At 67.6% G+C, this 18650-nt stretch carries 14 protein-coding genes; 6 read left to right on the top strand and 8 right to left on the bottom strand.

Translation table 11 applies throughout. The annotated features are described in order from the left end of the window. Window positions 1–2043: a hypothetical protein gene (locus ACQRBR_RS03345; protein WP_427812485.1), complete on the top strand. Its 2043-nt coding sequence runs from the start codon at window positions 1–3 to the stop codon at window positions 2041–2043. After that, window positions 2040–4517, top strand: a complete 2478-nt coding sequence (locus ACQRBR_RS03340; RefSeq protein WP_427812314.1) for a hypothetical protein — start codon at window positions 2040–2042, stop codon at window positions 4515–4517. Before ACQRBR_RS03345 ends, ACQRBR_RS03340 begins: the two co-directional genes overlap by 4 nt. A 551-nt stretch (window positions 4518–5068) precedes the next feature. On the opposite strand, the gene ACQRBR_RS03335 is transcribed toward ACQRBR_RS03340, so the two are convergent. The 6 genes from ACQRBR_RS03335 to ACQRBR_RS03310 all read right to left on the bottom strand — a co-directional run bounded on the left by ACQRBR_RS03335 (window position 5069) and on the right by ACQRBR_RS03310 (window position 11478). After that, window positions 5069–5551 carry a hypothetical protein gene (locus ACQRBR_RS03335; protein ID WP_427812313.1) on the bottom strand — a complete coding sequence of 161 codons (483 nt, stop codon included), beginning with the start codon at window positions 5549–5551 and terminating at the stop codon, window positions 5069–5071. Between the two features lie 17 nt (window positions 5552–5568). Then, entirely contained in the window at window positions 5569–6552 is a 984-nt protein-coding gene (gene glpX, locus ACQRBR_RS03330) for a class II fructose-bisphosphatase (protein ID WP_006006325.1), read from the bottom strand. Window positions 6553–6699: 147 nt separating this feature from the next. Further along, window positions 6700–8352, bottom strand: coding sequence for an NAD+ synthase (locus tag ACQRBR_RS03325; protein WP_168934463.1), 1653 nt, complete (start codon window positions 8350–8352; stop codon window positions 6700–6702). Window positions 8353–8361: 9 nt separating this feature from the next. Then, complete coding sequence (locus ACQRBR_RS03320) at window positions 8362–10203, bottom strand: UbiD family decarboxylase (RefSeq protein ID WP_321031649.1); 1842 nt, start codon at window positions 10201–10203, stop codon at window positions 8362–8364. After that, window positions 10203–10694: an NUDIX domain-containing protein gene (locus ACQRBR_RS03315; RefSeq protein WP_204674933.1), complete on the bottom strand. Its 492-nt coding sequence runs from the start codon at window positions 10692–10694 to the stop codon at window positions 10203–10205. Before ACQRBR_RS03315 ends, ACQRBR_RS03320 begins: the two co-directional genes overlap by 1 nt. A gap of 115 nt (window positions 10695–10809) precedes the next feature. Further along, window positions 10810–11478 (bottom strand): L-threonylcarbamoyladenylate synthase, encoded by a 669-nt coding sequence (locus tag ACQRBR_RS03310; RefSeq protein WP_427812312.1) that lies wholly within the window; start codon window positions 11476–11478, stop codon window positions 10810–10812. On the opposite strand from ACQRBR_RS03310, the gene ACQRBR_RS03305 reads away from it, so the two are divergent. After that, the gene (locus tag ACQRBR_RS03305) at window positions 11477–11950 is read left to right on the top strand and encodes a 23S rRNA (pseudouridine(1915)-N(3))-methyltransferase RlmH (RefSeq protein WP_204674929.1); all 474 of its coding nucleotides are present in this window, start codon (window positions 11477–11479) and stop codon (window positions 11948–11950) included. The two genes, ACQRBR_RS03310 and ACQRBR_RS03305, sit on opposite strands and share 2 nt — an antisense overlap. Before the next feature lie 74 nt (window positions 11951–12024). Here the strand turns inward: ACQRBR_RS03305 and ACQRBR_RS03300 are convergent, their stop codons facing one another. Further along, window positions 12025–14307 (bottom strand): STT3 domain-containing protein, encoded by a 2283-nt coding sequence (locus ACQRBR_RS03300; RefSeq protein WP_427812311.1) that lies wholly within the window; start codon window positions 14305–14307, stop codon window positions 12025–12027. 132 nt (window positions 14308–14439) lie between these two features. Continuing rightward, the gene (locus tag ACQRBR_RS03295; protein WP_303899593.1) at window positions 14440–15108 is read right to left on the bottom strand and encodes a 16S rRNA (guanine(527)-N(7))-methyltransferase RsmG; all 669 of its coding nucleotides are present in this window, start codon (window positions 15106–15108) and stop codon (window positions 14440–14442) included. A gap of 97 nt (window positions 15109–15205) precedes the next feature. Here ACQRBR_RS03295 and ACQRBR_RS03290 point away from each other — a divergent pair, with 97 nt between their 5' ends. The 3 genes from ACQRBR_RS03290 to ACQRBR_RS03280 are packed head-to-tail and all read left to right on the top strand — an operon-like array spanning window position 15206 to window position 18639. Continuing rightward, window positions 15206–16159, top strand: a complete 954-nt coding sequence (locus ACQRBR_RS03290; RefSeq protein WP_427812310.1) for an ACP S-malonyltransferase — start codon at window positions 15206–15208, stop codon at window positions 16157–16159. Window positions 16160–16189: 30 nt separating this feature from the next. Further along, window positions 16190–17845, top strand: a complete 1656-nt coding sequence (gene argS, locus ACQRBR_RS03285) for an arginine--tRNA ligase (RefSeq protein ID WP_204625156.1) — start codon at window positions 16190–16192, stop codon at window positions 17843–17845. Between the two features lie 5 nt (window positions 17846–17850). Next, window positions 17851–18639, top strand: coding sequence for an SPOR domain-containing protein (locus ACQRBR_RS03280; RefSeq protein WP_427812309.1), 789 nt, complete (start codon window positions 17851–17853; stop codon window positions 18637–18639). Window positions 18640–18650 lie beyond the last annotated feature (11 nt).

Below are 18650 nucleotides of genomic sequence, written 5' to 3'. Positions count from 1 at the left end.
GTGCTGGCCCTGCTGCTCTGCGCCTGTTCGCAGGAGGTCATGGGCCCGCACGGCCGCAAGCCGCTGCTCCTGTCCGGGACGGAACGCCCCGACAGGGCCCCCGGCAGCCTGCTGCGCGCCGATCCCGGCTATATCCAGTGGCTGGAACGCCAGTCCATGCTGGGCAATGCCGATGACCTGGCCGCCGAGGTCTCGGGCTCGGAACGCCTGTGGGGCAACAGCGGCAGCAATGACCGCCTGCCCCTGCTGCTGGATGCCGCCCCCTGCTGGCTGGAGGTCAATCCCCACACCCTGCGGGGCAAGGCCACGGCCATGCAGTCCCTGGCCCGCTCCGGCACACTGGAAGCCTTCCGGCGGATGGGCTTTTCCGGCCTTTACCTGTCCCCGTCCCAGGAACAGGGGGCCCTCTGGCACAACCAGCTCCGCCCCGATTTCGGCACGGGCACCACGTCCCTGGCCTTCGACGCCCGCAGCGGCGATGACGAACAGTTCGCCCGGCTCAACGCCCGCGCCGCCACCAGCGGCTTCCAGCTCGGCGGCTCCCTGCCCCCGGCCGCCACAGGCCTGGGCCCGGACTTTTTCCTTCAGGCCCGCCACGCCAGCCGCTTCAGCGGTCTGTACGCCATGATGGAGGCCCCGTCCTCCCTCTGGAGCACCTTGCCCTCTTCGCCGCAGGAATGGGAATGTCTCCCCCTCAACGCCCAGCAATGTCGCGCCCTCACCGACAAGGGCCTGCTGCCTCCGGCCCTGCTGCGCGACAGCCTGCCCTGGGCCACGCCCGGCGGCTGGGCCGTCACCGGCGAAGTGCGCGGGGCCGACGGCAAGCCCCGGCGCTGGCTCTACCGCTATGCGGGCAACGTGCTGCGCCCCGTGCTGCTCTGGCAGGACCCCTCGGGGCAGGCCCGGCGCGTGCTCTCCGCCGCCGTCATCCGGCATACCGGCCTGCAGCAGCAGACCCTGGCCGGGCTGCACCTTGAAGCCGTCATGGGCCTGGACGTGCCGCCCGACGGCGGAGCGCCCTCCCCCCGTGACCAGCTGGCCCCCGGCCTGGAGGCCCTGGATGCCCTTGCCCGCGAGATCCACCGTTACGGCGGCTGGGCCATGCAGGCCGACATCCTGCCCCCGTCGCTGACACCTCTTATCCAACGGGCCCCCGTGGATCTGACCCGCGATACCGTCACCAGCCCCGCCGCCGAATATGCCCTGCTCACCGGCGATGCCGCGCCTCTGGCCTCATTGCTGCGCCAGTCCATGAACAGCGGTGTCCGGCAGGAGGGTCTGGCCCGCGGCCTGCACCAGTGGCAGGGCGTGGACTGGCGTCCCCTGCGCGACCTGCCCGGTGGCGAGGCCCTGTTCCAGCGTGCCTGCCGTCTTGCCGGCCTGCATGACGACGAATATTTCTGGCCCACCACGCCCGCCGGGCTGGCCCGGGAAGCCCTTGGGCGCAAGCCCGATGCCGTTCCCGCCCGCGACCGGCGCGACGCGGAGCTGGAAGAAGCCTGCCTGCTGCTGCTTGCCTGGCGTGTGGGCCTGCCCGGTCTGGCCTTCGTGAGCCCGCAGGAATTGCAGGGAGCCCTGCCCCTGCCCAAATCCACGCCGGGCACGGCTGCCAGCGGCGGTCTCGTCCCCCTGCTGGAGCCGGAGACCGCCGCCGGAGAGGTGGAGCCCGCGCCCCTGGCCTTTGGCCCGCTTTCGGAAGAGCTGCGCCTGCCCCGGAGCCCGGCAAGCATCATGGCCCGGCTGCTGCATGCCCGCGCCGTCTCCGGTGTGGCCCGGGGCCAGCTTTTGCGCGTGGTCAGCGGCCCTGCCGGGACTCTGGCCACCGTCACCCGTCTGCCTGACGGCAGCTGCTGGGTGCTGGCCGCCAACTTCGGCAGCGCCAGCGCCACCCTTCGCATCCCCCTGCCCGTTTCCGGTGCAGCGCAAAATATCGTTGAACAGACGTCCCTGGCTGTCCAGGGAGGTCTGACCGTGACCCTGAACGGCCGTTCTGCCCGGCATTATCTGGTCGGAGCCGCCGCATCGCCCAAGGAGCCATCATGACAGAAAAAAATCCCGATGCCGCCAGCAAGCTGGCCTGCCCTGAAGAGGAGATCCCCATGGGCATGACGCCCTGGTCCCAGCTGGATGAAGAGGCCCGGGCCCGGGCGAGTCGCCCCGCCCCTGCCGACGGCCAGAAGAGCCCGGCCCCCGGCACAGCGTCTGTGGCCCCGGAACCGGCGCCCGCCCCGCAGCAAGAGGCCCCCATCCCCATGCCCGCCGCAGAGGCCGTGCAGGCTGAGGACGCCCCGACCGCTCCCGCCGCGCCCGTTGCCGCGCCGGTGGAAGGCCCTGCCGCGGACCAGACGCCCGAAGCGCCTCTGAGCATGGAAGCCGGGGAAGCGCCTGCGGCCCCTGCCGAGGCTGCTCAGTCCGTACCTGCGACCGAGCCTGCCGTCACCGCCGAAGAAAAGGCCGACGGCAGCGAAGCCTCTGCGGAGGACGTTGCTGCCGATGCCGCCGCGGCTGCCGCCATGGCCGAAGCGCCCCGCAGCGGACGTCGCGGTCTGGCCACCATGCAGCCCGCTGCGATGGATGACCGGATCCCGGCTGCCGAAGCAGCTTCCCTGCCGGAAGAAGGCCAGGCGCCCGCCCCGCAGGCAGAAGCCCCGGCCGCCCCTGCTGCCGCGCCGGTGGCCGTGCTGGAAGCCGGGCCTGCCCAGAAAACCTTTGCCGTGCTGGCCAAGATGGGCCCCCTGGCCCTGCTCCTGCTTCTGGTCTGCCAGCTCTGGCCCACCTTCCTGACCGGCGGTCTGTACTGCCCGCCGGAAATGAAACTTATGGATACCGTCCGTGAAGCGCTGGCCAATGGCCAGTGGTTCGCGCCCCTGCATAACGGTGATGCCCAGCTGCCCGTCTTTGTCTGGATGCTGGCCGCCCTCGACCTGGTGGCCCGCATGGTGCCGCAGCTTTCGGCCTTCGTCTGGCCGGCGGGCGCCGCCCTGGGCGGGCTGGCCTGTCTGTGGGGTACCTGGGCCCTGAGCCGTGCCGCCGGTTTCGGCCCGCAGGCCGCCCTGGCCTCCGGCCTGATCCTGCTCTCCAGCCTGTTGTTCCCGCAGCTGGCGCATTTCATGGGCCCGCAGGGGCTGGCCACCGGCCTGTGCCTGCTCTCCATGGCCTTTTTCTGCATGGGCTGGAAAAAGGAACACGCCTGGATCTCCCTGCCGCTGGCCTTCCTGACCTCCGGTCTGGCCGCGCTGACCGGCGGCCTGCTCTTCCTGATCCTGCCCCTGCTGACCAGCCTCGTCCACCTGTTCTGGACCTGGCGTATCCGTCGCGCCCAGCGTCTGGACGCGCTGGCGGGCTTCCTCCTGCTCCTGCTGCTGGGTACCCTCTGGGCCGCCGCCATCATCTTCTGGGTGCAGGCCGAAGGCTACGCCCAGGCCGTGTCGGGCAAGTTCATCAGCCTGCCCTGGCCCCTGCCCGCCTTCTGGTGGCTGGCCCCGGCGCTGGCCGTACTCGGCCTCCTGCCCTGGCTCTTTGTGGTCACCGGCGTCAACTGGGGCCGCGTGTTTGCCACCAGCTGGAAGACCCTGCGGGCCAGCCGCAAGGAAAACAGCGGCAGCTCCTTCCTGTGGATCGCCCTGTTCTTCTCCCTGCCCCTGTCCCTGCTGGGCTCCGGCCTTGCCGGTGCCACGCCCGCGCTCTGTCTGCTGGCCATCCTGCTGGGCCGCGCCCTGGTCCGCATGGGCAGCCTGGGCAGCAAGTTCTTCTATCTGGTCATCGCCCTGCTTTTCCTGCATGCGGGCATGCTGCTGGCCGCCCTGCACTTCCCCGTGGCGCTGGAATGGCTCCGCACGTCCACCTCGCTGGCCATCCCCCAGCAGTATGAAACCCTGCTGACCAGCCTGGATGCCCTGCCCGTCCTGGGCGGCCTGTGCATCGTCTTTGCCGTGCTGCTGGCCCGCTTCACCCGTCGCGCCTGGCCCGGCGGCTCCCTGCTGGTCTGCACCCTGTTCGCCATTATTCTGGCCCAGCCTGCGCATCTGTGGCTGGCCCCTCAGCTGGCCGAACATGCCGAGCTCAAGCTCGCCGCCGCCCAGCCCCTGAACGCCGCTGCTCCCGCAGCCCCGGCCGCTGTTGAGGAAAACGCTGCCCCTGCGGCCCCCGAAGCTGCTGAAACGGCCGCACCGGAAACGCCTGCTGATACGGCAGCTCCTGAAGCGGCCCCTGAAGCCGCTCCCGCGACGGAAAGCACGGCCCCTGCCGCCCCTGAAACCGCTGCTCCGACTGAAGCCGCCCCGGCCCCGGAAACGCCGGAAGCCACCGCTCCCGCGACTGATGCCGCTGCTCCGGCTGAAACGCCGGCTGCCCCGGCCGAGGAGGCCGCGGCCCCCGCTCCCGCGGAAGGTACGCCCGCGCCTGCGGAAAACGCGCAGGCTGCCGAACCCGTGCAGGAAGCGCCCGCCGTGCAGACCTTGCCCGCGGGCCCCGAACACGGCGCGCCCATCCCTCCGGAAGCCGTTCCGGCCCAGTAAGCGCCCGTTCATAATCCCAAAAACAAGGGGAGAGCCTGCCAAGGCCCTCCCCTTTTGCGTTTCCTGTTTTCTTGCCAGCGTAAACTTCGCCCGCCAGCTTCGGCAAAGACGCCTGTACCTGTCTGCTGCCGGGCTGCCTGCCGCCGCCCATTTCGGACAGCGGGGCTGTGACAGCATCCCTCTATCCCTGCCGGACGGCGTAGCCGCAACCATAGGGAAAGAATGTCATCCGAGATGGCAGATCTTCCCTAAGCAACACGACACCGCACCACCTTAGGCGAGCGTACCGGATCTGCTTCCATGTTGAGCTGTAAAGCAGAGAGGCCAACAGTCCCGGCCCCTCTGTTTCGGCGGCAGATCCTCCCCGTTCGGAGTTTCCATCCGTCGCCGCCGATACGGCTCTGAAGGAATCGTCGGGGCCCTATGCTCCACATCCGTCGTCAGCAGACAGGGACACAGAAGCAACGCACAAACAAACGACATAAAAAAAGCGCCCATCCCACACGGGACGGACGCCTTTTTTTCAAAACAGCAGGCAGGGGCCTGCGATGCTAGTGGGACATGCCCTCGTCAGGCATGCTCACCTTGAGCAGGCTGCCCAGATGCTTGCGGGCCAGCTCCACTTCGGTCTTGTCCACGATGGGCATATCCTTGGGACGGGCCTGCAGGTCATTGCCGTCTTCCACGATGACAAGCGCTGCGGCCATGCGGCCCATGACGCAGAAGAAGCGCCGGGCATCCCAGCCCTTGGCTTCCACCCAGCGGGCGGCATCCTCGGGATAGAGGAAATCCGCCTTGCCCCTGCGGGCCACGGGATGAGCCTCGATCCTGTTCTCACGGGCCCAGCTGCGGAACTGGGGCAGCACCTCGAGAAAGCGCAGCAGTTCCTTTTCTTCCACCGGGCTCTGCCCGTCATAGACCGTCGTCACGGCGGCCGCTTTCACGTCCACCGGGGCGACCACGGTCAGGCCGCACAGCAGCAGGCCGCAAAGCAGCCCGCCGGCCAGCCAGCCTTGGCATCCTGTTTTTCTCATCAAGCAACAAGCCTCGCTTAGTACTGCACGGCGCTGATCTTGGAGAGCCTGTCCATATTGTGGTAGGATTCCACATAGCGCAGGGTCCCGGTCTTGCCGCGCAGCACCAGGGAATGGGTCACCGCATGGCGGGCGCTGTAGCGCACGCCACGCAGGAAATCGCCGCCGGAGATACCCGTGGCGGCAAAGAAGCAATCATCGCTGCGCACCAGGTCGTGCACGGTCAGCACTTCGCGGATGTCGATGCCGGCCTCGTTGATGGCTTCCTTCTCCACATAGGACTGGGGATCCAGACGGGCCAGGATCTGACCGCCCATCCCCTTGATGGCGCAGGCCGCCAGCACGCCTTCGGGGGTGCCGCCGGTGCCCATCATGACGTCGACTTCGGAACGCGGATCAACGGCCATCAGGGCGCCGGCCACGTCACCGTCGGTATGCAGCTGGATGCGGGCGCCCGTGCTGCGGATGTCTTCGATGAGCTTCTTGTGACGGGGCTTGTCCAGCACGAAGACCACCAGGTCCTGCACGTTCTTGCCCAGGGCGCGGGCCACGTTGTGCAGGTTGACGTCCACCGGGGCATCCAGATCGATCACATCGCGGGCCTCGCGGGCCACCACCAGCTTCTGCATGTAGTAGCTGGGGCCGGGGTTGAACATGCTGCCGCGCGGCGCCACGGCCACCGTGGAGATGGCATTGGGACGGCCGTAAGCCAGCAGGCTGGTGCCTTCCACGGGGTCCACGGCCACGTCCAGCTGCGGGCCGTCGCCCATGCCGACCTTTTCACCGTTGTACAGCATGGGGGCGTGGTCTTTTTCGCCTTCACCGATGACCACGATGCCGTCCACATGCAGGGTGGAAAAACTGTTGCGCATGGCGTCCACCGCGGCGCCGTCACCGGCCTCCTTGTTGCCGCGGCCCAGCCAGCGGGCCGAAGAAAGCGCGGCGGCTTCCGTGATGCGAACGATGTCAAGAGCCAGGTTTTTCTCTGGTGCTTCAGGCATGGTCTCTCCTCCAGATGCGAATGATGTCTGTCTGCGCTCCTGCGAGCGCTCCGGCGGCCATGCTCGTTCCCGCAGCCGCCTTCCCTTGGTATCAAATATCGTGCGCCTTGCGGCGCGTCCCCTTCGTTAAGTCACAACGCCCGGACACTACGGCATACGGTAGCGTCCGGCCACCGGCACCTGCCAGCCCGTGCCGAAGGGCATGCGGCTGATGTGCAGGCCCAACGGCTCCTGACGGCGCTTGAATTCCGCGGCGAACAGCTTGCGGCGCACTTCCTTGCGCAGGCCCTCGTCGGCCTCCTGGGGCTGGGCCGCCGTTTGCCCGGCAAAGATCAGGCTCTCCAGCACCGGGTCCAGCACGTCGTAGGGCGGCAGGGAATCCGAATCCTTCTGCCCGGGCCGCAGCTCGGCCGAAGGAGCCTTGTCGAAAATGGCCTGCGGGATGATGGTGGCCTGACGGTGATGGTTGTACCAGCCTGCCAGGGTGTAGACCTCGGTCTTGGTCAGGTCGGCGATGACGCCCAGCGCGCCCACGGTATCGCCGTACAGGGTGCTGTAGCCCACGGCGCACTCGCTCTTGTTGCCCGTGTTGAGCACCAGCGCCCGTGCCCGGTTGGCCAGCGAGGACACCATGATGCCCCGGATGCGGGCCTGCAGGTTCTCGAAGGTGGTGTCACCGGGGAAGGTCTCGAACAAGTCGAGCCCCGGCGCCAGCGCCGCGGAAAAACTCTCCATGACCGGCTCGATGGGCAGGGTCAGGGTCCGCACCCCCAGATTTTTGGCCAGCTCCAGAGAGTCGGTCACCGAACCTTCGCTGCTGTAGGGCGACGGCATGAGCACGGCCGTCACGTTGTCCGCGCCCAGGGCCTCGGCAGCCACACAGAGCACCAGGGCCGAATCCATGCCGCCGGAAAGGGCCACGATGGCCTTTTCCAGACCGCATTTGCGGACGAAGTCCCGCACGCCCAGGGTCAGGGCGTCCCAGATGGCTTCGGGCAGGCAGGCGGGACGCGGATGCACGATGCCGCCGCTGCCCGCGGTGTCCACCAGCAGCACGTCCTCGGCAAAGGCCTTGCCGCGGGCCAGGATCTGCCCCGTGGGATCGAAGGCCAGGCTCTGGCCGTTGTAGACGCGGCTGTCGTTGCCGCCCACCATGTTGACGGAAAAAAGATGCACATGATGCCGCGCCGCCACATGCGAGAGCATCTGCTCGCTCAGGCGCTGCACCCCCTTGCTGAACGGTACCGCCGCCATGTGGACGATGGCGTCCACACCGCGCTGCACCAGCTCCATGAGCGGGTTGTGGCCGCTGGCGTACTGGGTCTTCCAGAAGGCGCCGTCCTCGGTGGCCGATTCCTGGCACAGCACCACGCCAAGGCGCCAGCCGTCCAGGGCCAGGATACCGCAGGAGACGCCCCGGTCGAAGAAGCGGGCCTCGCTGTCCTGCCCGTAGGTCTGGTAGACCTTGCGCGAGACCACCGACCAGCGCCCTTTCTGCACCAGGATGGCCGCGTTGGAGAGCAGGCCCGAGGCATACACGCTGGCCACCGGCGCGCCCACCAGCAGGGGCGGCCCGTCCTGCAGGGCATCGGCCAGCATCTGCAACCCGGCCTTGCAGCCCTCGGCGAAGTCCTCGGCGCGCAGATAGCTGCCCGGGGCCACGCCGCACAGGGCCAGCTCGGGAGTGACGCACAGGTCGGCGCCCTGGGCGGCGGCCTCACGCACGGCGGCAAGGATGCGCTCGGCATTGCCGGCCACGTCACCGGTGACGGTATTGCATTGCAAGAGGGCGATCTTCATAGACGATCCTTATTCGATAAGGCCGTGCAGCGGGCCGCCCGGCGCGGCCAGGGCATCCACACGGCGTTGAACGGCGGGGTCTTCCTCCAGAGCGGGCGCATGGAAGGGCTTGATGCGGGCATCCAGCAGCAGCGGCCCTTCGCAGGACCAGTGCCGCGCGCGGACCACGGCCCCGGTGCCGTAGACGTCGGCAGCGGGATCGGAACGGCTGAAGGCCACCCAGAGGAAATTGTCGAAGTCCGCGGCGCAGAAGGCGGCATCGTCCGCCACGACCACCAGCGGGAAGGCATCGCGCTGCGGCCAGTGGGCCAGGCAGGCGGCCAGCTCTTCCATGCGCGGGTCGGTCTCGTTGCGGCCCAGCTCATGACGGGGACCGCGCAGCACCAGGATGCCCGGCCCGGCACAGCGGGCGTCGCCGAAGCCTTCGGGCAGCGACGGCAGGTCGTGCACTTCCAGCGCCAGTTCCCGGCGCTTTTCTCCCGCCGAGGCCCAGATGAGCTTGGAGCCCTCGTTGAGGGCAAAGCCGGTGTAGTCCAGCGTATCCGTGGTAGAGCGGGTGATGAAATGCAGGTCGCGCTCGAAATCGGTGCGTTCCAGCAGATGCCGGAAAAAGGCCACCACGTCCCGCGCCCGCAGTCCCGGCGCATCCTCATGCGCGGCCACCAGCACATATTTGGCCAGGGCCGTCTGCGTGGTGCCCAGCATGTGCAGGGCGGCGGTCAGCAGTTCGCGCGGGCGGCGCTGCGCCTCGTACGGCGTATAGCGCTCGCTGCCCAGGGCCAGCAGCAGGGGGTGCACCCCGGCGGCGTCCACGGCGTGGACCTCGCGCACGCCCTGGAAGACCTGCGGCACCAGCGCTCCGGTGAGCTCGTGGATGAAGTCGCCGAAGACCGTGTCTTCCTGCGGCGGGCGCCCCACGGCCGTATAGGGCCAGATGGCGCCGGTGCGATGATGCACGGCCTCCACCTGCAGGACGGGGAAATCATGCTTCAGGCTGTAGTAGCCCACATGGTCGCCAAAGGGACCTTCTGGCTTGAGGTGCGGCAGGATGTGGCCGCTGATGCAGAAATCCGCCTCGGCCAGCACCGGCAGGGGCAGACGGCGGCTGTAATGCATGGCCGCACGGCAGCCCCCCAGCAGGCCCGCGAAGCGCAGTTCCGACAGGCCTTCGGGCAAGGGCATGACCGCTGCCACGGTGAAGGCCGGCGGGCCGCCCACAAAGATGTTCACCGGCAGGCTCTGGCCGCGCTTGAGGGCCTCGGCATGGTGCACGCCGATGCCGCGATGGATCTGGTAATGCAGGCCCACCTCGTCGGCGGCGTAGTCATTGCCCGCCAGCTGCACGCGGTACATGCCCAGATTGGAGGCATCCGGGCCGGGGCGTGCGGGATCCTCGCTGTAGACCAGCGGCAGGGTGATGAAGGGCCCGCCGTCCATGGGCCAGCCCACCAGACGGGGCAGGGCCGACAGGGCGCAACGGTTCTCCAGCACGGGGGCCTTGGAGGTGCGGCGGGGCAGCATGTGCGGCAGGGCGGGCAGGGCCCGCAGGCTGCGCAGGGGATGCTTCAGGGCAGCGGCCGGATCGGCCTTGGCGGCCAGCACGGCTTCCACCCCGGCGAGGCTGTCGCGAAAAATGTAGTGCAGGCGCTCCGTGGTGCCGAAAAGGTTGGCCAGCATGGGGAAGGAGCAGCCCTTGACCCGCGTGAACAGCAGGGCCGGGGACTTGGAGCGGAAGGCCCGGCGCTGGATGTGCGCCAGCTCCAGATTGGGGTCCACGGGGACGTCGATACGGCGCAGCTGTCCGACCTTTTCCAGATCGGCCACACATTCCTGAAGGTTACGATAGCCCATCAGTCATCCTCCCCTGCCGGTTCCACCGGCGCCAGCGTACGTTCTCCCGCCAGCCAGCGGCCGAAGTCCGCCAGGATGCGGGCATGGTCGAAACAAATGGGCTGCGGCAGCCTGTCCAGAGGATAGAAGGCCGCCCGGGCCGCATCGTCCCCGGCTCTCAGGGCCGCCGCATCACGCGGACGCCCCACGAAGACCACGCTCATGGTATGGCGGCGCGGGTCACGATCCGGGCGCGAATACACGCCCAGCACGCCCAGCAGCTCCACATCGAGGCCGGTCTCCTCACGCATTTCGCGCACGGCGGCATGCTCCACCTGCTCGCCGTCGTCCACGAAGCCTCCCGGCAGGGCAAAGCCGTGCGGCTCGTTGACACGTTCGATGACCACCACGCCCCGTTCGGGATCATAGATGACCACATCCGTGGTGGGTGCGGGATTCAGATACTGAATGACGCTGTGACCGCAAGCGGGACAGGTGAGTTCTTTCTGCATGGGTGCCTCCAGTGGCGCATGGTACGCCAGCAGCATGTTGGCCGCAAGCTCCATGTTCGGCAGGAATTTCGACGCCCCCCAAGATGCGCCTTCCGTCCTTGGCGACGGAACGGGCTCAGGCCAGGTGCGGCGTGAAGCCCGCGGCCTTCAAAGCCTCCAGGCTGACGGCCCCCAGGCGCAGCACGCGCAGGTCCGTACCGGCCAGCGGCTCCACGATGGTGGACGGCACGCCGCCTGCCGGGGCCGGGCCGCTGACCACCACGCCGTCGTCGGGCCCGGTCAGGGCCGCCAGCAGGCGTTCGTCCAGTTCCTCAGGCACACGGGCGGCCGCCTGGCCGCTGATGTTGGCGCTGCTGGCCGTAAGGGGAGCCCCTGCCAGGCAGGAAAGCCGCGCCGCCAGCGGATGGGGCGTCAGGCGCACGGCAGCCTTGCCTCTGGGGTTCACCAGCTGCGGGGCCAGGGGCCGACGCCCTTCCAGCGGCGTCAGCCGGGCGGTCAGCACCACGGTCAGCGGGCCGGGCCAAAAGGCCGTCAGCAGCGCTTCGGGGGCCTGCTCCAGCGTCACATAGGGGCACAGCAGATCAAGGCTGCCCGCCAGCAGGGGCAGAGGCATATGGACGGGCCTGCGCTTGGCCTGATACACTCGCGCCACGGCCACGGCCTGGTCGGCACAGCAGCCCAGGCCGTAGAACGTCTCTGTGGGAAAGGCCAGCACGCCGCCATCACGCAGTCTGCGGGCGGCGTCTTCCGCCGTGGATATCTGACACAACGATCGAGGAATCATGACAGGGAAACCCTTGCGCCTGCTCAGTGTGGGCAAACTGAAAGTACCGTTCTGGAAAGACGCCGCCGCCCACTACAGCCAGCGCATCAACCGCTGGCGGCGTCTGGAATGTGTGGAAGTCCGGGACGGGGACCCCGCCCTGCCCCAGGCCCAGCGCAACGAGCTGGAAGGCCGTCGCCTGCTGGAGGCCCTGGGCCCGCAGGACGTGCCCCTGGTACTGGACGAACGCGGCATCACCATGACCTCGCCCCAGCTGGCCCAGCTGCTGCAAAAGATCGACAACAACGCCATGGGCCGCGCCTGCTTCATCATCGGCGGCGCCTACGGTCTGGACGAGGCCGTGCGCCGGCGCGCCTGGAAGCTCGTCAGCCTCAGCAGCATGACCTTCCCCCACGAGCTGGCCCGCGTGCTCCTGCTGGAACAGCTCTACCGCGCGGAGTGCATCATCCGCAAGGTGCCCTACCATCATTGATACGGCCTGCGGACAAGAAATTTGAGGAGAGGGTTTGCTCCTCTCCTCAAGAATCCCTCAACGTCCGCCCTTCCCTACAGCACTTCGTAGATACGGCAGAACACGTTGTCATAAACCAGCTTGAAATAGGGCGAGATGGCCGGGTCCTGCGGATTGCCCACCAGCAGGCGCACCATGAGCGAATTGTAAAGGTTGGCATCCATGGCCAGCTTCTCGTCCGTGATGCGGTTGAAGAAGAAGTGCACGTTGCGGCGTCCGGAAAGGAATTCCTGCCGCTGGGCCGCCGTGGCCCGCGGATGGCTGTCGAACCACTGCTGGATATAGTCCCGGCGGGTGACGCCCGTCTCCTCGAACACGCTGATGGAGGCAGGACGGATGGGCGTGGCGCTGTCGTCCAGCAGGACCTCCCCCTTGTCCAGATTGTAGGCCACGGCCTGCGGCAGGATGGACAGGGCCGCGCCCTCTCCCTGCCGTGTCACGAAATCCCAGTTGCCGAAATTGCTGATCCAGAAACCGAGGCGCAGCATCTCGAAGCTGACCGTCACGAACTGCCGCCCTTCGCCTTCCACCAGCGCCGTTTCCGGCGAACGCAGCTTGTCCATGAGGTCCTGGGCCTGCTGGGCATCCAGTCCGGCAAAGACCTCGCTGGCCACCTCCTCGTCGAAGGGGTCGCGCCCCTTGGCGAACTGGCTGGTATAGCGGATGAGCTGACGGGCGAAACGGGGATTGTCCGTACCCAGCACCGCCGCCGAAAGATAGAGCGGAGCTCCGGCATTGCGGGCACCGTCCGCGATGGTGAGGCGGTGGGCAAAATGATGGGCCGCGTAGCCCCAGTCCCACCACAGCCAGAGCGTGGCATCCTTGGGCACCACGGTCTGGGCCCGGCTGAGCATCTCGGCATGGCGGCGGTTGATCATGGGGCCCTGCGACATGGCCGGGATGATGTTCACGAAGGGGGCCACCAGCAGCGCCAGCAGCAGCGCGGAGGTCAGGATACCCGTCACGTTGGGGCGCAGCTTGCGCAGCAGACGCTGGAGCATCCAGTACAGGGGCAGGGTCAGGCCCACGGCCACGATGGGCGCGCCGAACATGACCATGCGGCCGCCCATCTTGGTGCTGAGCAGGCCCAGCGCCGCCAGCGGCAGCAGGAAGAGCGCGCCGGGACGGCGGAAGATCACCCACACGAAGCCCAGCAGGCCCAGGGCCGCGGCCTCATGCCAAGGATGGAAATAGGCCAGCACGGCCAGCAGGCCAAGGTCCTGCACTTCGGTAAGGGCCTGTCCCGCAGGCGGATAGATGAGGGCCAGCGCCCCGCTGCCGCCCGAGACCTCGGCCTTCTTCATATACAAGGAAAGCTGGTGGGTGATGGTCTGCAACAGCTCGCCCGACAGGAAGAGGAAGCCCACCCCCAGCCAAAGGAGGATGAGCACCCAGGGGCGGCACAGCCACTGGCGCAGGCGGTACATCTGACGGGCGCGCGTCCAGCCCGCGGTCATGAGCAGGGCGCTGAAACCGAAGAACAGGGGGCCGCCCAGCGTGGGCAGAGCATAGGCCAGCGAGCCCAGCAGCAGGAGATTGCGGCGGCCGCGCGGCGCCATGACCAGACTCATGAAGGCCAGCAGGCAGACATTATAGCGGGTCAGATAGGGGAAGACCGAGTGCCATTCCTGCGTCCACCAGGAGATGACGCCGGAAACGCCCAGCAGCACCACCCACTGCCAGCGCAGGGGGTTGCCCAGGCGCAGGTCCTGCTCGGCCAGCGAGCTGCCCCAAAGGCGCTTGGCCGCGGCCAGGCCGGAACCCACGATGAGCTTTTTCAGGATCAGCTGGGGCAGGAGCATGTAGCGCATGGCCCAGCAGGCAGGCGCCAGGGTCATGAGCAGGGGGAAGAACAGGGTCACCAGGTCCGTGTCATAGTAGCCCAGCAGCGTGCGGGCCAGAAAGCCCGGTGCGAGACTGGTCAGCAGGCCCGCCGCCACACCGGCTTCCATACTGCCCAGGGCCCAGACCCAGGCGTAGACGATGACGGCCACGAAGCAGGAGAGCAGCGCCGGGAACCAGAACGCCACCGCTGCGGGATAGGTCCCCAGCAGATCGGCCATGCCGCGCAGCATGACGGCCATGGGGTGCCCCACCGCATGGCCGAAACCTTCGGCACCGGCCACCCAGTGGTAGGCATCGTGCGTGGCCAGCAGCCATTCCGAGCCCAGACGGTATTCCGGGTTCTGCCAGCAGGGCCATTCCAGCATGCGCAGGGCAAAGGCCAGGCCCAGGGTCACCAGGCCCCAGAACAGGCCGTGCAGCCAGAAGGTGCGGTTTTCAGCGGTAAAATAGACGGAGACCGGTTTGTCCGTCATGCGTGCTCTCCTTTGTGGCAAGAGAGTTTTCAGGCAGAAGAAGGGACGCATCCCGGGGATACGAAGAAACGTGCGGAAAAAGGAGAAGAGCCCGGGCCCTCTTGCGTGGGCAGCCCCCTCCCCTCAAAATAACTATCCTTCGGCTCTCCGGCGCAGGGCCCAGAACCAGCGGTGCACGTTGTCGGCCGTGTAGGCGAAGGAGCCCACCAGCTCCCAGCCGTCGATGTCCCCGGCGGCGGGCGGCTCCTCGCGGGCCAGGATCACCACGATGCCGTCGTCGGCCAGATGCGGGGCCACCAGTTCCAGCAGCTGCGGCCAGGGCATGAAGGCCCGGCTGGTGATGCAATCGGCCTTGCGGGCCTGCTTGGGGAAAAAGTGCTCCACCCTGCCCCGGAAAACATGGGTCCCCGGCAGGGGCACGCGGGCCAGCACCGTAGAAAGGAAGAGCGCCCGTTTTTCCCGGGCCTCCACCAGCCAGCAGGTGCCGCGCTGCCAGGCCATACGCAGAGGGATGGCAGGCAGGCCCGCACCGGAGCCCAGATCCCAGCACAGGGGATCTTCGGGCAGGGGCAGACCGTCGAGGAAGGTCGCCAGATGGAAGCTGTCGGCCACCAGGCGCTGCATGGCGTCGCGCCAGTGATGCGCGCCCACCAGGTTCATGGCCTTGTTCCAGCGGCAGAGCAGCTGCAGATATTCCGCCAGCCCGGGCAGGGCCGCCTCGGGCACCGTCACGCCCGCCTCCCGGGCGCATCGCGCCAGGGCGGACAGGGAGATTTCGTCGTGTTTCGCGTTGGGCTTCATGGGCCTTGTGTAGCCTCTGGCGGCGGGACTTGCAAGCTCTGGCGCTCTGTCGTAAAAAAGACAACTTTATACCGCTTGCCAATCCATTTTTGGAGCTATGAAAATGACATCGTGTGCATTGCTTTTTCCCGGCCAGGGCTCGCAGGAAGCGGGCATGGGCCGGGAGCTGGCCGAAGCCCGTCCCGAAGCCATGACGCTCTGGAAGCGCGCCGAAGCCATCAGCGGCCTGCCGCTGCGCGAGATCTACTGGGAAGGCGATGATGCCGCCATGAGCGACACCCGCGCCCTGCAGCCCGCGCTGACCGTGGTCAACATCAACCTCTGGCGCGAGCTGGCGGGCAAGGTGCGCCCCTGTGCCGCCGCCGGTCACAGCCTGGGCGAATTCAGCGCCCTGGCCGCCGCCGAGGTGCTGGATCCCGAGACCGTGCTGCAGATCGTGTCCCTGCGCGGCCGCCTCATGGCCGAGGCCGATCCCGACGGCACCGGCAGCATGGCCGCCATCCTCAAGATGAAGCAGGAAGACGTGGAGACCCTGGCCCGCGAGGCCGCCGTGGAAGCCGACGCCCTGCTCATCGTGGCCAATTACAACACCCCGGCCCAGTTCGTGGTCAGCGGGCATCGCGATGCCGTGGCTCTGGCCTGCCAGAAGGCCAAGGAACACCGCGGCCGCGCCATCGAGCTCAAGGTGAGCGGCGCCTTCCACAGCCCCATGATGGAAAAGGCCTCCCGCGAGCTGGAGCCCCTGCTGCGCAAGGCCGTGTGGCGCAAGCCGCAATTCCCGGTCTACTGCAACCTGCACGGCCGCGCCGTCACCGATGGTGAAAGCGCCAAGGAAAGCCTGCTCAAGCAGATGACCTCGTCCGTGCTCTGGATCGAGACCGTGCGCAACCAGTACGCCGACGGCGTGCGCCGCTGGGTCGAAGTGGGGCCCAAGGCCGTGCTGGGCAAGATGGTGCCCGCCTGCCTCAATCATCTGGACGAGGCCGCCCGCCAGGAACTGCGGGTGGAACTGGTCAACAGCCTCGAAAGCGTGGAAAATTTTTCGGCGTAGGCGCGAGCCCCGCCTCAGGAGATAAAATACATGCGCGCTACTGACGTTTTGCGCTCTGCCCTCATGGGCATTGTGGAAGAGATGGGCCTCAACTGGCCCGCCAAAGCGGTCATTGAACCGCCCCGCGACCCCAAACACGGCGACCTGGCTGCCAACATCGCCATGCTGCTGGCCCGTGAGGCCCACAAGAATCCCCGCGAACTGGCCCAGATCTTCGTGGAAAAGCTGCCCCAGCGCTGCGCCGACATCGAAAAGGTGGAAGTGGCCGGCCCCGGTTTCTGCAACGTGACCTTCAGCCAGCACTTCTGGCGCAAGACCGTGTGTGAAGTGGAAGCCGCCGGTGCCGCCTACGGCCAGAGCAGCGTGGGCCAGGGCCGCAAGACCCTGGTGGAATACGTTTCCGCCAACCCCACCGGCCCCCTGCATGTGGGTCATGGCCGCGGCGCCGCCGTGGGCGACAGCCTGGCCCGCCTGCTGCGCAAGGCCGGCTTCGACGTGGAGACCGAGTACTACATCAACGACGCCGGTCGCCAGATGCGCATTCTGGGCCTTTCCGTGTGGCTGCGCGTGAAGGAACTGGCCGGTCGTCCCGTGGAATGGCCTGAAGACTACTACCGCGGCAGCTACATCATCGACATCGCCCGCGAGATGCTGGCCGAAGATCCCAGCCTGCCCGACATGGAAGACCAGGCCGGTCAGGACCGCTGCTACGAACGCGCCATGAACGAGATCCTGGACGGTATCAAGGCCGACCTGGCCGACTTCCGCGTGGAACACCAGCACTGGTTCTCGGAAAAGACCCTGGTGGAAAGCGGTGCCGTCAAGGCCGCCTTCGACGCTCTGACCGAAGCCGGGCACACCTTCGACAAGGACGGCGCCTTCTGGTTCGCCACCCAGGCCCTGGGCGACGACAAGGACCGCGTGCTGCGCAAGTCCGACGGCAGCCTGACCTATTTCGCCTCGGACATCGCCTACCACCACAACAAGTTCCAGCGCGGCTATGACTGGCTTATCGACATCTGGGGCGCCGACCACCACGGTTATGTGCCCCGTATGCGCGCCGCCATCACCGCCATGGGCAAGCCCCGCGAAAGCTTCGACGTGGTGCTCATCCAGCTGGTGAACCTGCTCCAGGGCGGCAAGCCCGTGAGCATGTCCACCCGTGCCGGTACCTTCGAGACCCTGGCCGACGTGGTCAAGGAAGTGGGCGCCGACGCCGCCCGCTTCATGTTCCTTTCGCGCAAGAGCGACACCAGCCTGGACTTCGACCTGGAACTGGCCAAGCAGCGCAGCCTGGACAACCCGGTGTACTATGTGCAGTACGCCCACGCCCGCATCTGCGCCGTGCTGCGTCGTGCCGAGGAACGCGGCATCACCCTGCCCGCCGCCGCCACGGACGAACTGCTGGCGGCCCTGGACACCCCCGAAGACATGGCCCTGCTGCGCAAGATGGCCGGTTTCGAGGACATGGTGGCCACCGCTGCCCAGGCCCTGGCCGTGCATCACGTCAGCCACTATCTGATGGATCTGGCCGGCATGCTGCACAGCTACTACGCCAAGCATCAGGTGCTGCTGGCCGACGATACGGCCCGCACCCTCTCGCGTCTGGCCCTGCTGCGCGCCGTGAGCCAGGTGCTGCGCAACGGCCTTGACCTGCTGGGCGTCAGCGCTCCCGAGGCCATGTAGATCCTATGGCCCAGCCTTTGCGAAAGATCCGCCAGCGTATCGCTCCCGCTGTGCCCAAGGGCGGTTTCAGCTTCACGCTGCCGCCCCTGGCCGCGGGGGCCGTCTGCATCGTCATGCTGGCCTGCATAGGCTGGGCCTTCTTCATGGGCTATATGGTGGGCCACGGTCAGAACCCCGGCGAAGAGATGCGGGAACTGACCGGCATCGGCCGTCCCGACAGGGAAACTCTGGCCGAGATGGACAAGGCCATGGCCGGTTCCGAAGATGCGAGCCTGCGCGACAAACTGGCCGACCTGAGCCAGCAGCCCGTGGGCGGCGCCCCTGCCGCTCCTGACGGGGATGCCGTCGCGGCCCCCGCTGCCGCACCCAACGCATCCGCCGCACCGGCTGCGGCTCCTGCCGCCAAAAGCTCGCATCCTTTCAACAAGCCCTCGGGCAACGGACTGGCGGCCTGGGGCAATGCCCCCAAGGGCGCAGCCCAGCCCGCTTCCGAAAAAACGACGGCACCGGCCAAGCCCCAGGCGGCGACGAACGGCGCGCCCCTGTATGATTTCGTGTTCCAGGTGGCGGCCTTCCGCAATGTGGATGATGCCGACCGCCTGCGCCAGCGCCTGGAAGGCCAGGGGCTGCGCACACGCGGCCAGAAAAGCGGCAAGCTGACCCTGGTCATGGTCCACATGCGCGGCACGGATCTGGATGCCGCCAACCTCAAAGAAGAGCTGCAACGCATGCGGCTCGGCTCTCCCCTGCAAAAATCCAAAAAACGGGTAGGCGGTAAACCCCGCCCCCGCTAGTGAGGCGTGTT

It is taken from the genome of Desulfovibrio sp. SGI.133 (genome assembly GCF_050313955.1).
Taxonomy (GTDB): Bacteria; Desulfobacterota; Desulfovibrionia; order Desulfovibrionales; family Desulfovibrionaceae; genus Desulfovibrio.
Note: the sequence above shows the minus strand (reverse complement) of the source record. Positions and strands in the feature narration are given on the sequence as shown.

Bases quoted from the DNA above. Each gene is read 5' to 3' on its own strand.
- ACQRBR_RS03315 (WP_204674933.1), bottom strand. From the start codon at position 10,694: ATGCAGAAAGAACTCACCTGTCCCGCTTGCGGTCACAGCGTCATTCAG.
- ACQRBR_RS03340 (WP_427812314.1), top strand. From the start codon at position 2,040: ATGACAGAAAAAAATCCCGATGCCGCCAGCAAGCTGGCCTGCCCTGAA.
- ACQRBR_RS03280 (WP_427812309.1), top strand. From the start codon at position 17,851: ATGGCCCAGCCTTTGCGAAAGATCCGCCAGCGTATCGCTCCCGCTGTG.
- glpX (WP_006006325.1), bottom strand. From the start codon at position 6,552: ATGCCTGAAGCACCAGAGAAAAACCTGGCTCTTGACATCGTTCGCATC.
- ACQRBR_RS03325 (WP_168934463.1), bottom strand. From the start codon at position 8,352: ATGAAGATCGCCCTCTTGCAATGCAATACCGTCACCGGTGACGTGGCC.
- ACQRBR_RS03295 (WP_303899593.1), bottom strand. From the start codon at position 15,108: ATGAAGCCCAACGCGAAACACGACGAAATCTCCCTGTCCGCCCTGGCG.
- argS (WP_204625156.1), top strand. From the start codon at position 16,190: ATGCGCGCTACTGACGTTTTGCGCTCTGCCCTCATGGGCATTGTGGAA.
- ACQRBR_RS03290 (WP_427812310.1), top strand. From the start codon at position 15,206: ATGAAAATGACATCGTGTGCATTGCTTTTTCCCGGCCAGGGCTCGCAG.
- ACQRBR_RS03320 (WP_321031649.1), bottom strand. From the start codon at position 10,203: ATGGGCTATCGTAACCTTCAGGAATGTGTGGCCGATCTGGAAAAGGTC.
- ACQRBR_RS03305 (WP_204674929.1), top strand. From the start codon at position 11,477: ATGACAGGGAAACCCTTGCGCCTGCTCAGTGTGGGCAAACTGAAAGTA.
- ACQRBR_RS03300 (WP_427812311.1), bottom strand. From the start codon at position 14,307: ATGACGGACAAACCGGTCTCCGTCTATTTTACCGCTGAAAACCGCACC.
- ACQRBR_RS03310 (WP_427812312.1), bottom strand. From the start codon at position 11,478: ATGATTCCTCGATCGTTGTGTCAGATATCCACGGCGGAAGACGCCGCC.
- ACQRBR_RS03335 (WP_427812313.1), bottom strand. From the start codon at position 5,551: ATGAGAAAAACAGGATGCCAAGGCTGGCTGGCCGGCGGGCTGCTTTGC.